Here is a 12,534-nt window from a genome sequence, read left to right on the forward strand (position 1 = left end):
CCCCCCGGTGGGGGGGGGGCGGGGGGGTTTTTTCCCCCTTCCCCCCGGGTGTTCCCGGCGCCCCCCCCCCCCCCACGACCGGCACGATCATCGGGCGACGGCGGTGCTGGGTGTTGACCCAGCGGCCGACGGTGCGGCGCACGACCTGGCTGAAGGCGTGCGTGTCGCGGGTGCCGTTCGACGCCGCTTCGGCGAGCGCCTTGACGATCTGCGGCTTGACGTCATCGAAGATCGCTTCGTCGGGGGCGAACCCGCGCGCGTGAATCTCGGGGCCAACGACGACCTTGCCGGTTTGAGCATCCATCGCGACAAAGATCGAAATGAAGCCCTCTTCAGCGAGGATGCGGCGGTCTTTGAGATCGGCGTCGGTGATCTCGCCGACAGTCGATCCGTCGACATAGACAAATCCGATGTCGAGCTGGCCGACGACACGGGCGACGCCGTCACGCAGATCAACGACCAAGCCGTTGTCGGCGACGAGAACGTTCTGCTCGGGCACGCCCGTAGCGATCGCCAGCTCGGCGTTCGCGACGAGGTGCCGCTGCTCGCCGTGCACGGGCATGACGTTCTTGGGCTTGAGTACGTTGTAGAAATAGAGCAACTCGCCCGCCGAGGCGTGGCCCGAGACGTGGACGCGCGCGGTGCCCTTGTGCACGACCTTGGCGCCGAGCTTCATGAGCCCGTTGATGACGCGGTAGACAGCATTCTCGTTGCCGGGGATCAGACTCGAGGCAAGGATGACGGTGTCGCCCGAGCCGATCTCGATCTGGTGTTCGAGGTTAGCCATGCGCGCGAGCACGGCCATGGGTTCTCCCTGGCTTCCGGTCGACATATAGACGATCTGGTCGTCAGGCAGATTGGCTGCCTTTTTGTGATCGATGAGGATGTCGTCGGGCACCTTGAGAAAGCCGAGGTCGGCCGCGATCGTCATGTTGCGCACCATGCTGCGGCCCATGAGGGCGACCTTGCGCCCGTTCGCGTGGGCAGCGTCGAGAACCTGCTGCACGCGGTGCACGTGGCTCGAGAAGCTCGCGACGATCACGCGTCGGGGCGCGCGAGCAATGACGTTTTCGAGCACGGGCCCGATGTCGCGCTCGAGAGCGGTGAACCCGGGCACGTCGGCGTTCGTGGAGTCGCTGAGCACCAGGTCGACGCCCTTCTCGCCCCAGCGAGCGACGGCGCGCAAGTCGGTGATGCGATCATCCAGCGGCAACTGGTCCATCTTGAAGTCACCGGTGTGGAGCACGGTGCCCGCGGCGGTCTGCACGACGATCGCGAGGGCATCGGGAATCGAGTGGTTGACCGCGATGAACTCGAGCGAGAACGGCCCGAGTTGCTCGATCTGCCCTTCTTTCACGGTGTGCGTGTAGGGCTGAATGCGGTGCTCTTTGAGCTTGGCCTCGACGAAAGCGAGCGTCAAGGTCGATCCGAGAATCGGGATGTCGTGGCGCATGCGAAGCAGGTAGGGCACGGCACCAATGTGGTCTTCGTGTCCGTGCGTGAGCACGACGGCAAGCACGTCATCGAGGCGCTCACGAATGGGGTCAAAGTCGGGCAAGATCAGGTCGACACCCGGCTGCGTCTCTTCAGGAAAGAGCACGCCACAGTCGATGATGAGCAGCTTGCCGTCCATCTCGTACACCGTCATGTTGCGGCCGATTTCACCCACCCCTCCGAGCGGGATGATGCGCAACGTTGAGCGGTCGAGGGCAGGCGGTGTGAAGAGTTCAGTGGGCATGTGGCGCCTTGCTGGTGATGGTGCGCGGTGGGGCACACGGGCCCCCTGATTCGGTCTATCGAGTGGTGCCGGCCACCTTGGGCAGAGCACCACCGGCCGCAGCATTGCGGTCGGGTCGGAAGTTGTGCACGTCGAGCCCAGCAACATTCGTCACGAGGTCGATTTCATCTTCGATGAGGGCCGCCTCGGCCTCTTCGGGGCCGACAAGAGGCAGACGTACGCGCGGGGTGCCAATGCGACCGAGGCCGTGCAATACGTACTTGGTCGCTACCGTTCCCGGCACGTGCGTCATGATCGCCCGCACCAGGGGTTCGAGGTGCTGGTGCTCAGCCGTCGCGGTGGCGAGGTCATTGGCGTTGACCGCGTCGACGATTGTGCGATACGAGCCCGGCGCGATGTTGGCCGTCACTCCGATGAGCCCCGTGCCACCGATCGAGAGCGTCGGGAGCACGTTGGCGTCGTCGCCCGCGAAGTACATGAGGTCGGTCTGGTTGAGCACGCGGCTCACCTCGCTCAAGTCGCCCTTGGCGTCTTTCACCGCGAGGATGTTCGGGTGCTTGGCGGCGCGCAGAATCGTTTCGTACTTGATCTCGATGCCCGCACGGCCCGGAATGTCGTACAAAATCACGGGCAGGTCGGTCGCGTCGGCCACCATGCGAAAGTGCGTGAGCACGCCGGCCTGCGTCGGCTTGTTGTAATACGGCGTGACGATCATGACGCCATCGGCGCCGGCTTTGGCACTCGCCTTGTAGAGCTCGATCGCGTGCGCGGTCTCGTTCGACCCGCCGCCCGTGATGATGGATGCTCGGCCGGCGCTCACCGACTTGCCGACCTCGACCAGCCGAATCTTTTCAGCGTCGGTCAGGGTGCTCGTCTCGCCCGTCGTGCCCGTCACGACAATGCCGTCGGCACCCGCCGTGATGACGTCGTCGATGTGCTTCTCGACCCCGGCCCAGTCCACTTCGCCGTCAGCCAGCATGGGCGTGACGAGCGCAACGAGCACTTGACCAAAGGGATTGTTCACAGACACGTGCTTCAGGGTATCGCGCCCACGCAATGCCGCGGGTTCGTCAGCTAGGGCGCGACGCGACCGTTGCCGTTGAAGGTCTCGTAAGTCAGGGGCATGAGCTCGGCGAAGTGCTGCTCCATCTGCTCGGCGACCATCTCGATCTCGCGCTGCGGAAACGACGGAAAGTGCGTCCCTTCGCGCTTGGTGCGCAGGCTCAGGAAGTTCATGAGCGAGCGAGCGTTCATCGTGACGTACATCGAGCTGTAGATCGTCACGGGGAGCACAGCGCGGGCCACTTCGCGCGCAATGCCCGCGTCGAGCATCCGTTGATAGGACGCGTAGGCGGCCGTGCACGCACCGCGCACCTCGGCGTCGACCAGGGCGGTCTGCTCGGGAGTGCCCGGCAAGAAGTCGTACGCTCCGGGCTTACCGACCTGCACGAGATTGCGATCGGGGCCGGGCACGTAGAACACCGGACGCAACTCGCGATAGCGGCCCGACTCTTCGTTGTACGAGGCGATGCGGTGTCGCATGAACTCGCGGAAGACGAAGATCGGCGCCTGCACGTAGAACGTCATGGAGTTGTGCTCGAAGGGCGAGCCGTGGCGATCACGCATGAGGTAGTTGATGAGGCCGCGATCGCGGTCGGTCGCGCCGTCACCCGCGGCAGCCGACTCGAGCGTCTGCTCGCCCTGGGTCGACACGCGCGCGGCAAAGAGCACGTCGCTGTCGTGGGCGCTCGCCCGAACAAGCTCGACGGTTACGTCAGAACGGAACTGGATCTCGGCTGCCTCGGTCACGTTCGAAACCCTACCGGGGGTGCCACGCGGTCACAGAACGTCACACTCAGGAATACCTGCAGGTTGTTTCGTATTTTCTTCGGTATGGATGTTCTTCCCGCCCTCATCGTGATCGTGGCGCTCGTCGCCCTCGCGACCGTGCTCGGCTTCACTCTGCGTGCCCGCAACACGCGCGTCGCGAGCGGCTGCGGCGGAGACGAGCACCAGTTGATCGTCGACGGCGCCGAGGTGACGCTCGTGCAGCTCTCGAGCCCGGTCTGCTCGGCGTGCGTCGCCATGCGACGCATCGCCACCGAACTCGTCGCGTCAGACGGCACCGTGGCGCACCGCGAGATCGACGTCATTGACGAACCCGATGTTGCTCGCCGTCACTCGGTCTACTCGACCCCGACCACGCTCGTGCTCGACCGTGACGGACACGTTCGCTCGCGACTCATCGGCGCGGTCAAGCCCGCCGATGTGCGCGCCGCGGTTGACGCCGCTCGCACCCTTGCGGTGGTGACCGCGTGAGCGCCGAGAAGGCAGGGGCGCCCGAGACCCCGGTGAAGCCGTTCGGTATTGATCCGCGTGGGCCGCGATTCGGCGCGTCGATCACCGCGGTGCTCTTGCTCACGGTCGTCTTGCTCGGGCTGACGGAGACCCTCGGCGGCGATCTCGTCGCGCGAGCACTTCAGCCCGCAGCACTGCTGCTCACGGTGATCGTGGCGCTTTTTGCGTGGGGAGCGTTCGCGGGCATCCAGAAGCACCCCTATGGACTGCTCTATCGCGCGGTGGTGGCCCCGCGTCTCGCGCCTCCGGCGGAGCGAGAAGACCCGGCTCCGCCGACGTTCGCGCAACTCGTCGGTCTTCTCGTGACCGCAACGGGGCTCGTGCTGCACCTCCTCGGGGTACCGGGTGCGCTGGTTGTCGCCGCGAGTGCGGCGTTCATCGCCGCGTTCCTCAACGCAGCATTCGCCTACTGCCTCGGGTGCCAGCTGTACGTTTTGCTGGTTCGGGCGAGAATCATTCGCCGCTCCCCCGCTCGCGCGTAGGCTAAAGGCCCGGAGTCCCCGAGTTGTGAGGAGAACTGCCATGGCCGTTACCAGTGAAGCAACCACCCTGTGGTTCGGGTCTCTGCTGGAAGGCACCGGCACGACCTCGCTTGATTCGTCTGATGCCGGAGAGTTTCCGGTGACGTGGGCGGCGCGCTCCGAAGGCGTTGCCGGTCGCACCAACCCCGAAGAGCTGCTCGGCGCTGCCCACTCGGCGTGCTATTCGATGGCTCTCTCGAACGCTCTCAGCAAGGCGGGCCACGCTCCCGAGAGCCTGCAGGTCACCGCCGCGGTCACGTTCGTTCCCGGTGAGGGCATCACGGGCAGCCACCTTCTCGTCAGCGCCAAGATCGCTGGCATGACGGCTGAGCAGTTCCAGTCGTTCGCCGACGACGCGAAGAGTGGATGCCCTGTCTCGAAGGCTCTCGCGGGCATTCCGATCACGCTCGAAGCCTCGCTCGCGTAGTGGCGGCGACAACTCCCCTGCGAGTTCTCATCGCGGGCGCTTCGGGCCTCATCGGCACCGAGCTGCAACGCCAACTGCGCGCCGACGGCCACACCGTGCTCACGCTGGTTCGTCGCGCCCCGCGCACCGAGACCGAGTTTGCCTGGTCGCCCGAGGCGCGTGTCGTCGACTTTCGCGTTTTCGAGAAGGCGGACGCCGTCGTCAACCTCTCGGGGGCGTCGATCGCGCGCATCCCGTGGACGCGTGGTTATCAGAAGCAGATTCTCGAATCTCGTGTTCGGGCGACGCGGGCGCTTGCCGAAGGCATGGCCATGGCGAGCACTCCCCCGCGCGTGTTCGTGAGCGGTTCCGCCGTGGGCTTCTACGGCGACCGGCCGGGGCTCCGGCTCAGCGAAGACGTCAGCAAAGGCGAGGGCTTCTTGAGCGACGTGGTTGCCGCGTGGGAAGAGGCAGCGAGTTTGGCTCCCGAAGCCACGCGCACGGTTTTCGCTCGCACGGGCCTCGTGGTCGGGCGCGGCGGAGCGATGACGCCGCTGCGACTGCTCACGTCACTCGGGGCCGCCGCGCGCATCGGATCGGGCGGCCAACACTGGCCCTGGATCAGCCTCTACGACGAAGCAGCGGCGCTGCGTCACCTGCTGACGTCGAGCCTCAGCGGTCCTGTCAATCTCGCGGGGCCGACACCGGCCACGAGTGACCGTGTGACCCGCGCGCTTGCCGCCGCCATGCACCGCTGGCACCTGTTCTCGTTGCCCGAGGGGCTCATCAGCACCCTCATGGGCGACGCCGGGCGCGAGTTGCTGCTCGCGAGCCAGCGACAAGTGCCGACCAAACTGCTCGCCGACGGCTTCGTGTTTCGGCACGAGACGGTCGAGCAGGCGATCGAAGAACTCGTTCGACCGACGCCCGTCGACTAGTCACGCCTCAGCGGCGGAAGGCAATCTCTCGAGCCGAATGGCTTCGCGCATCGCCCACCGAGCCCGGCGACGGTCTCTGCTGGCGTCATAGGCGAGCGCGAGCCGAAACCAGTGTTGCCACGATTCGGGATGCTCCTGAACCTCGGCCGCATATCGCGCGAAAACGGCGTCCGCCGCTTCTCGCTCCACTCGACCACTCACTCGAGCGGGAAGAACATCATCGGGCAGCGCACCTTCCGCCTCGAGCCGGCGTGCGAGGGCGGCCGCGCGAAACCCGAAGCGTAACTCGACGACAAGCGCCCAGAATCCCAGAAGAGGAAAGACAACGAGCGCCCACCCCATGGCCTGCACGATCGGCAGCGGGTCAGAGATGAGCCGGAGGGCGTAGCCGAGAACGACGATCAGATAGAGCCCCAGGAGTGCCGCCATGCCGAAGGCGGCCCACCGAGTCGTGCTCATTCGTCGTCGACCGTCGGCGTCGAAACGGAGGGAGTGTGCAGGCCGATGAGCGAATCGAGACCGACGACGAGGCCGGTGGTGTCGAGCGCCGCTCGCAAGCCCAGAATGATGCCCGCTTCGTACGAGCTCGCCGAGAGGGTCTCGTGCGTGAGCGTCAGCACTTCTCCGGTGCCGCCGAAGTGCACGTCTTGCCGCGCAACCGCGCCCTGCAGTCGAAGCGAGTGGATCGGCACGCTCGCGACTTGCTGACCGCGCGCACGCTGGTCGGTGTGGGGTGCCACGACGGGGCCCAACTCGGCGCGGGCGTGGCCGATGAGCTCGGCCGTGCGCAAGGCCGTGCCCGAGGGCGAATCGACCTTCGCCGCGTGATGTGTCTCGACGATCTCGATCGACTCGAAGTAGCGCGCGGCAATCGTGGCGAAGTGCGTCGCCAGCACGCTGCCCAGCGAGAAGTTGGGAATCACGATGACGCCCGCCTCCGGATGCGACTGCACCAGCGTGCGCAGCGTGCGCAGGCGGTCTTCGCTCCAGCCGCTCGTGCCGACGAGAACCTTCAGGCCAGCGCGCACCGCGTGGTCGACGACCGTCGGCGAGACACCGGGAGCGGTGACGTCAAGGACGACATCGGCTCCGAGCATCTCGCCCAAGTCAGAACGCGAATCAAGACGCGCGACAAGGGCGAACTCCGACTGCTGCTCGATGAGCGTGCATGCGAGCGACCCGAGTCGTCCGCTCGCACCGACGACGGCGACTCGAGTGACCATGCCGCCAGTCTACGGCGGCGACCGCACACCTATGCTGGGGCCATGGTGACCTGGCGTACCGCCCTTCCGAGTGACGTATCGGCACGCGTATTGCTCGATCAATACTTCACTGCCCGAGCTCTCGGTTTTCCCGCGGGGCCTGATGCCTACCGGCGTTCTGAACCGATCGACGCAGAGTTCACCCCTCCCGCCGGCGTCTTCGTTCTCGTCGAGGGCGAGAACCTCTCGGGCGAACCGGCCGATGTGGGCTGCGGCGGAGTGCGCCGCATCGCTGATGGCACTCTCGGTGCTCGATTCGAGGTGAAGCACTTGTGGGTGCAGCCGCACACTCGCCGCCTTGGGTACGGGCGCGCGCTCATGACCGAACTCACCCGTCGCGCGCGTGCACTCGGCGCGGCCGAGCTCGTGCTCGACACTAATGAAAGCCTTGATGCCGCCGGTGCCCTGTACCGTTCGCTGGGTTTTGCGCCCATCGAGCCGTACAACGACAACCCCAACGCGACGACGTGGTTAGGGCGAACCCTCTAGTCGCCCTGCGAATCAGGCGAGGCTGAGAAAGAGCTTCTCCAGATCGGCGACCTCAACCGGGTCGCCGCCGTTCTCGCCGTTGCGCAAGCACTCCTTGAGCGCGGACGCGATGATCGCGAAACCGGCACGATCGATGGCGCTGGATGCTGCGCTCAACTGCGTGACAATGTCACGACAATCGCGACCCTCGTCGATCATGGCAAGAACGGCGCCGAGTTGGCCGTGGGCTCGGCGCAAGCGATTGGTGATCGACGTGACTTCGCTGACGGGAATCGTCGTCATTGGTCGTCTCCTGTCTCGTAGTCGAAGCCCTGCTGAATCCACGCCATGGTTCCGCCCGCCACGGAGATGGCGTCGAAGCCGTTGTCGTTGAGGTAGTCCGCCGCGTATTGACTGCGCACACCAGAGCGGCAAATCACGTAGAGAGTCGTGTCGCGCGGCAGAGCATCCAGCGCATCGGGAACGGTGGCGAGCGGCACCAGCTGAACGCCGGGAACCCTCGCTTCGATGTACTCATGCACTTCGCGCACGTCAAGAACGGTCGCCCCGTTTTCGCGTTCGATCGCGAGCTGCGCGACGCTGACTTCTGCTGCCATTCGGAGAACTTTCTGCTGAATGTCGTGAACTATGCGGCAACAGCGGGGAGTGGGTTGTTGGCCACCCCGTCGGTTGCCGCCATTCCGGCCCGCCAGGTTGTGTAGCCACCATCGAGGTTTGCCACGGTCACACCGTACTGCCGCAACAGCGCCGCCGCCGTGTGTCCACGCTGGCCGACCTTGCACGTGACGATTACGCGTTCACCTCGCAACGAATCCACGTGGTCACGAAGACCGTCGAGGGTGAGGAGCTCGCTGCCGGGGATCGCACCGGCGGCGTTCTCTGTCTCGGTGCGCACATCGATGAGCCGCCATCCCTCAGCGACGCGGTCGGAGAGTTCGTGCCACTGCACGCTCTTTTCACCGTCGAGCAGGTTGTCGTCAACGTACCCCAGCATGTTGACCGGGTCTTTGGCCGAACCAAACTGTGGCGCATAGGCGAGCTCGAGATCAGCAAGTGCTCGCGCCGGAATAGCGCCCGCCATTGCTGTCGCAATGATGTCAATGCGTTTCTCAGCGCCGCCACCGACCGCTTGCGCACCCAGGATCGCGTCGGTCTCGGCATCGACAATGAGCTTCAGAGAGAGCGCCTCGGCGCCGGGGTAATAGCCAGCATGGTTCATCGGGTGGGTGTGGATGACGCGAATCGCCCGGCCCTCGTTTCGCAACTCACGCTCCGAGCGACCGACCACGGCGGCCGTCAGGCCGAAAACTCCGATGACGGCGGTACCGAAGGCGGGAACAGCCGCGTGGGGGCGACCGGCAATGACGTCGGCGGCAAGCCGACCATGGCGATTCGCGAGCCCAGCGAGCCAGACTGGCGAAGGGTCACCGTCGAATCGCTGCTTAACGACCGCATCGCCGACGGCAAAGATCGCCGGGTCAGACGTGCGTTGCTCGGCGTCGACGATGATGTACCCGCGTGAGTCACGGGCGAGGCCGGCATCACGCGCGATCCCACTCTCGGGGCGTACTCCCACCGAGAGCACGACCAGGTCAGCCGGCAGAGTCGAAGCGCCGCCGTCGAGAATCACGTGGTCGGGTTCGATGCCACTGAGCGTGGTGCCGAGGTGCAACTCGACGCCGTTCTCGCGCAGACGCTCGGCAATCAGGTGGGCCATTTCGAGGTCGAAGGGGCGAAGCACCTGGGGCAGCATCTCAACCACAGCCACCTCTAGCCCTCGGTGTCGCAAGTTCTCGGCCAACTCAAGACCGATGAAGCCGGCTCCCGCGACGACGACGCGGCGGGCATCCGTCGCCGCGGCAATGATGGCGTCCATATCGGTGACGTCGCGCAATACGAATCCGCGCTCAACACCCGGAATGGGGATGCGCAACGGCGCTGCCCCGGGGCTCAAGACGAGCGCGTCGTAGTGCAGCCGCTGCTCGTCTCCCGACGTCAGGTCACGAATCGTGACCGTGCGTGTCGCCGGATCGATCGCCATTGCCTCCGTGCGCACGCGTACATCGAGAGCGAACCGCGCACCCAGTGTCGCGGGCGTCTGAAGGATGAGTGCATTGCGGTCGGCGATGACTCCACCAACGTGGTAGGGCAGCCCACAGTTTGCGAACGACACGTGCGCCCCCCGTTCAAGCACGATGATGTGCGCATGCTCGTCAAGACGACGCAAGCGTGTGGCGGCCGACATACCGCCAGCGACACCACCGACAATGACAAAGGTCCGGGGAGAGGTCATGTCAATACAGTATACCCCTGGGGGTATTTTGGCGAATCGACCGTGATGACTCTCAGCCCGCTCACGAGATCGGCACAGTGCCGTGTGCGACAGTCGTCGCATGCGACGCCCGGCCATTGTCACCCGCGCCCGAGCGCGCATTCTCGTGATGTTTTCGGGCGATGCAAACGGAACCCCCGAGTGGGTGCGCGCTCTTAAAACGGGTGACGACGAGGGTTGGTTTGGGCCCGGCTCGGCGGTATGGGAGGTCCACAGCGGAATCCCGACCGTCGTCGCGGGCATCCGTGCCCTGTTGATGCAGACCCTGCATCCGGGTGCGATGGCGGGAGTTCACGATCACTCGCGATATCGCGACGACCCGCTCGGTCGACTAGCCGGTACCGTGCGCTGGGTCTTGACCACGACCTTTGCCGATCGTGAGCAAGCGACAGCAGCCTGCACATGGGTATCACGGTTGCACGAGCGGGTGCGGGGCGAGTATCGCGCTGCCGATGGATCGGTCGCGCTGTACTCGGCCGATGACGCCGACCTGATCGGCTGGGTGCACTGTGTGTTCGCCGACGCCTTTATCGGCAGCCACGAGACGTGGGGAAGCCCGGTGTCGGGCGGCTCTGACCAGTACGTACGCGAGTGGGCCAGGGCTGGCGAGCTCATGGGCATGGCGAGCCCGCCGCGATCCCGCGCCGAGCTCGATGCCGCTATCGCTGCTTACCTGCCCGTGTTGCGGCGCGATGACCGCGTCGACGAGGCGGTGCGGTGGCTCAAGAACCCGCCGCTGGGCCGCGGTGTCGGCCCGGCCTACCGTCTTCTCTTCGCGGGCGCCGTTGCGTCGCTGCCCGCGCCGTATCGCGAGCTGCTCGGCCTGCGTCGCCCGTGGTGGCCGGCCATCACCCTCACCGGCATCGCTTTGGCCTGGATGCGGGCCATTCTCGGCGCCGAATCATCAAGCCTCTCGTACACGCGTCGGCGCCTCGAGCGCCTCGCGCGTGAAGCCGCGCGCTAGAAGGGTTGATCGACGGGGAGCCCCGTGCGCAGTTCTGCGGGCAAGTGCCCCAAGTCGTTGTGCGTGACGAGTACGGGCGGCTTGGCCGTGCGCACGCGAATGATCGTGAGGCCGCAATTGGCCTGGTTAACGCCCATCCAGCGCCACGCGGGCGCACCAAATACTTCGCGCACGAACCATGCGATGACGAAGTTGTGCGTAATGAGCAGGTCGTGCCGATCGTCACGCGAGGGCGACAGCCACTCCGCCGTGGCGTCGGCCATTTGCGCTTCACCCGCGGCGATCTCTTCGGGAGTGATTCCCCCAAAGAACGGTTCAAAGGCGTGGGGCATGTCGGGCGATGGGCCGGCGGGAATACAGTCCATGAGCAGGGCGGAGAGCTGCGGCTCGACCGCGGGCATGCGTTCCGTCATGAGCCGCGCCGTCTCGACAGCGCGCTGCAAGGGAGACGTGTGCACGCTCGCAAAGGGCACACCACTCAATCGTTCGGCAATGGCTTGAGCCTGCCGTTGGCCTCGGCCACTCAAAGGGCCATCGGGAAGCCCATGCTCTGCAGCTTGCTGCTCGCCGTGACGAACGAGATAGACGTACCGTGACACGAAATCCCCCTGGCTCTAACCCGGTCGAGCCTAAGCCATGTGTCTGACCGCGCTGGAATGCGGTGCGTGAATACCGACAGACAAGACTGTCTGTCCCCTGATAGTGTGTGGCCACCGGCAGTGCCGCCTCACCCGAGGAGGGGCACGATCCCGCGGCGAGCTGGAGCAGAAAGTGTTGAGTGCAGCCCCAGTCGACTCAGGTCGCCCCATCGCCCCGGCGAAGCAACGCATTCTCGACGCCGCAACTACGCTGTTTTCGCAAGAAGGCATCAGAGCGGTCGGGGTCGATCGGTTGATCCAACAGTCATCGGTCACGAAGGCGACTTTTTACAAGCACTTCGGCTCGAAAGATCGACTCATTCAGCACTACGTGGCTGCGGCGTCGGCGGCGCGACTCGCCACTCTCGACGCTCGCATGGCGGCCCACGAGGCTCCGCACGAGCGGCTCTTGGCGCTCGTTGACGCCGTCAACGCCGATCTTCGGCTCGATGACTTTCGAGGTTCACTGTTCGTCAACGCTGCCGCGGAGTTTCCTGACCCGCGCGACCCCGTGCGCATCATGATTGCCGAGCACCATGACGCAATAGCGGCGCGCGTCACGGAGTTGCTGAGCGCTTTGGGGCATCCATTGCCCGGGGAGGCCGCAGACCAGATCATGGTCGCGTACGTGGGCGCACTCTCGTGGGGCTACGTGGGTGATCCTGTCGGGGCATCGGTCGCTTTTCGACGGAGCATTGAGCGAGTGCTCGACGACCAACTCGCAGCGCCTCGGCGCTGACGCCCGTCGGGCCGCTAGGTGTAACGACCCGTGAGGTTGTGAACGCGGCAAGCGGGCGTGTGACCGTCGAGGGCGCTGTGGGGTCGTCGGCGATTGTATTCCTCGAGCCAGTCAGCGTAGGTCGCTGATCGGGCCTCGTTCGAGGTGTA

At 65.5% G+C, this 12,534-nt stretch carries 17 protein-coding genes; 7 read left to right on the forward strand and 10 right to left on the reverse strand.

Annotation, left to right across the window (positions count from 1 at the left end):
* The 3 genes from SFU54_RS06060 to thyX form a co-directional block, all read right to left on the reverse strand.
* Positions 1–1,738: ribonuclease J (locus SFU54_RS06060; protein WP_319015390.1), on the reverse strand; the 1,738-nt coding region annotated here is incomplete at its 3' end.
* Between the two features lie 55 nt (positions 1,739–1,793).
* The gene (gene dapA / locus SFU54_RS06065; RefSeq protein WP_319015391.1) at positions 1,794–2,768 is read right to left on the reverse strand and encodes a 4-hydroxy-tetrahydrodipicolinate synthase; all 975 of its coding nucleotides are present in this window, start codon (positions 2,766–2,768) and stop codon (positions 1,794–1,796) included.
* A gap of 44 nt (positions 2,769–2,812) precedes the next feature.
* Positions 2,813–3,547, reverse strand: coding sequence for an FAD-dependent thymidylate synthase (gene thyX / locus SFU54_RS06070; RefSeq protein ID WP_319015392.1), 735 nt, complete (start codon positions 3,545–3,547; stop codon positions 2,813–2,815).
* Positions 3,548–3,631: 84 nt separating this feature from the next.
* Between thyX and SFU54_RS06075 the strand changes: the two genes are divergently transcribed.
* The 4 genes from SFU54_RS06075 to SFU54_RS06090 are packed head-to-tail and all read left to right on the forward strand — an operon-like array spanning position 3,632 to position 5,961.
* A complete protein-coding gene (locus SFU54_RS06075) occupies positions 3,632–4,057 on the forward strand; it encodes a thioredoxin family protein (protein WP_319015393.1) in 426 nt (141 codons plus the stop codon).
* Positions 4,054–4,578 (forward strand): DUF4395 domain-containing protein, encoded by a 525-nt coding sequence (locus SFU54_RS06080; RefSeq protein ID WP_319015394.1) that lies wholly within the window; start codon positions 4,054–4,056, stop codon positions 4,576–4,578. Before SFU54_RS06075 ends, SFU54_RS06080 begins: the two co-directional genes overlap by 4 nt.
* 40 nt (positions 4,579–4,618) lie before the next feature.
* Complete coding sequence (locus tag SFU54_RS06085) at positions 4,619–5,044, forward strand: OsmC family peroxiredoxin (RefSeq protein WP_319015395.1); 426 nt, start codon at positions 4,619–4,621, stop codon at positions 5,042–5,044.
* On the forward strand, positions 5,044–5,961 hold the full coding sequence (locus SFU54_RS06090) for a TIGR01777 family oxidoreductase (protein WP_319015396.1): 918 nt from the start codon (positions 5,044–5,046) through the stop codon (positions 5,959–5,961). The genes SFU54_RS06085 and SFU54_RS06090 overlap by 1 nt, the downstream gene beginning before the upstream one ends.
* Here SFU54_RS06090 and SFU54_RS06095 read toward each other — a convergent pair whose 3' ends face one another.
* Positions 5,962–6,420, reverse strand: coding sequence for a hypothetical protein (locus tag SFU54_RS06095; RefSeq protein ID WP_319015397.1), 459 nt, complete (start codon positions 6,418–6,420; stop codon positions 5,962–5,964). It abuts the gene before it with no gap.
* Positions 6,417–7,184 carry a 4-hydroxy-tetrahydrodipicolinate reductase gene (dapB, locus tag SFU54_RS06100; RefSeq protein ID WP_319015398.1) on the reverse strand — a complete coding sequence of 256 codons (768 nt, stop codon included), beginning with the start codon at positions 7,182–7,184 and terminating at the stop codon, positions 6,417–6,419. Before dapB ends, SFU54_RS06095 begins: the two co-directional genes overlap by 4 nt.
* Before the next feature lie 42 nt (positions 7,185–7,226).
* Between dapB and SFU54_RS06105 the strand changes: the two genes are divergently transcribed.
* The gene (locus SFU54_RS06105) at positions 7,227–7,712 is read left to right on the forward strand and encodes an N-acetyltransferase (protein WP_319015399.1); all 486 of its coding nucleotides are present in this window, start codon (positions 7,227–7,229) and stop codon (positions 7,710–7,712) included.
* Between the two features lie 12 nt (positions 7,713–7,724).
* On the opposite strand, the gene SFU54_RS06110 is transcribed toward SFU54_RS06105, so the two are convergent.
* Genes SFU54_RS06110 through SFU54_RS06120 form a run of 3 tightly spaced genes read right to left on the reverse strand, consistent with a single transcriptional unit; the run spans position 7,725 to position 10,005 of the window.
* The gene (locus SFU54_RS06110) at positions 7,725–7,994 is read right to left on the reverse strand and encodes a metal-sensitive transcriptional regulator (protein WP_319015400.1); all 270 of its coding nucleotides are present in this window, start codon (positions 7,992–7,994) and stop codon (positions 7,725–7,727) included.
* Positions 7,991–8,308, reverse strand: a complete 318-nt coding sequence (locus SFU54_RS06115; protein ID WP_319015401.1) for a rhodanese-like domain-containing protein — start codon at positions 8,306–8,308, stop codon at positions 7,991–7,993. Before SFU54_RS06115 ends, SFU54_RS06110 begins: the two co-directional genes overlap by 4 nt.
* Before the next feature lie 29 nt (positions 8,309–8,337).
* Positions 8,338–10,005, reverse strand: coding sequence for an FAD-dependent oxidoreductase (locus SFU54_RS06120; protein WP_319015402.1), 1,668 nt, complete (start codon positions 10,003–10,005; stop codon positions 8,338–8,340).
* A 100-nt stretch (positions 10,006–10,105) separates the two neighbouring features.
* On the opposite strand from SFU54_RS06120, the gene SFU54_RS06125 reads away from it, so the two are divergent.
* Complete coding sequence (locus SFU54_RS06125) at positions 10,106–11,008, forward strand: oxygenase MpaB family protein (RefSeq protein WP_319015403.1); 903 nt, start codon at positions 10,106–10,108, stop codon at positions 11,006–11,008.
* Here the strand turns inward: SFU54_RS06125 and SFU54_RS06130 are convergent.
* Complete coding sequence (locus SFU54_RS06130; RefSeq protein ID WP_319015404.1) at positions 11,005–11,607, reverse strand: histidine phosphatase family protein; 603 nt, start codon at positions 11,605–11,607, stop codon at positions 11,005–11,007. The two genes, SFU54_RS06125 and SFU54_RS06130, sit on opposite strands and share 4 nt — an antisense overlap.
* Before the next feature lie 175 nt (positions 11,608–11,782).
* On the opposite strand from SFU54_RS06130, the gene SFU54_RS06135 reads away from it, so the two are divergent.
* Entirely contained in the window at positions 11,783–12,385 is a 603-nt protein-coding gene (locus SFU54_RS06135) for a helix-turn-helix domain-containing protein (protein ID WP_319015405.1), read from the forward strand.
* A 14-nt stretch (positions 12,386–12,399) separates the two neighbouring features.
* On the opposite strand, the gene SFU54_RS11735 is transcribed toward SFU54_RS06135, so the two are convergent.
* A partial coding sequence (locus SFU54_RS11735; protein ID WP_413466575.1) for an integrase core domain-containing protein occupies positions 12,400–12,534 on the reverse strand: 135 nt, incomplete at its 5' end.

The organism is Microcella sp. (assembly GCF_033763155.1).
Taxonomy (GTDB): Bacteria; Actinomycetota; Actinomycetes; order Actinomycetales; family Microbacteriaceae; genus Microcella.

What these genes read in the sequence shown, in the direction of transcription:
- SFU54_RS06115 (WP_319015401.1), bottom strand. Translation starts at nt 8,308, where the DNA reads ATGGCAGCAGAAGTCAGCGTCGCGCAGCTCGCGATCGAACGCGAAAAC.
- SFU54_RS06075 (WP_319015393.1), top strand. Translation starts at nt 3,632, where the DNA reads ATGGATGTTCTTCCCGCCCTCATCGTGATCGTGGCGCTCGTCGCCCTC.
- SFU54_RS06125 (WP_319015403.1), top strand. Translation starts at nt 10,106, where the DNA reads ATGCGACGCCCGGCCATTGTCACCCGCGCCCGAGCGCGCATTCTCGTG.
- SFU54_RS06085 (WP_319015395.1), top strand. Translation starts at nt 4,619, where the DNA reads ATGGCCGTTACCAGTGAAGCAACCACCCTGTGGTTCGGGTCTCTGCTG.
- SFU54_RS06120 (WP_319015402.1), bottom strand. Translation starts at nt 10,005, where the DNA reads ATGACCTCTCCCCGGACCTTTGTCATTGTCGGTGGTGTCGCTGGCGGT.
- SFU54_RS06105 (WP_319015399.1), top strand. Translation starts at nt 7,227, where the DNA reads ATGGTGACCTGGCGTACCGCCCTTCCGAGTGACGTATCGGCACGCGTA.
- SFU54_RS06095 (WP_319015397.1), bottom strand. Translation starts at nt 6,420, where the DNA reads ATGAGCACGACTCGGTGGGCCGCCTTCGGCATGGCGGCACTCCTGGGG.
- SFU54_RS06110 (WP_319015400.1), bottom strand. Translation starts at nt 7,994, where the DNA reads ATGACGACGATTCCCGTCAGCGAAGTCACGTCGATCACCAATCGCTTG.
- dapB (WP_319015398.1), bottom strand. Translation starts at nt 7,184, where the DNA reads ATGGTCACTCGAGTCGCCGTCGTCGGTGCGAGCGGACGACTCGGGTCG.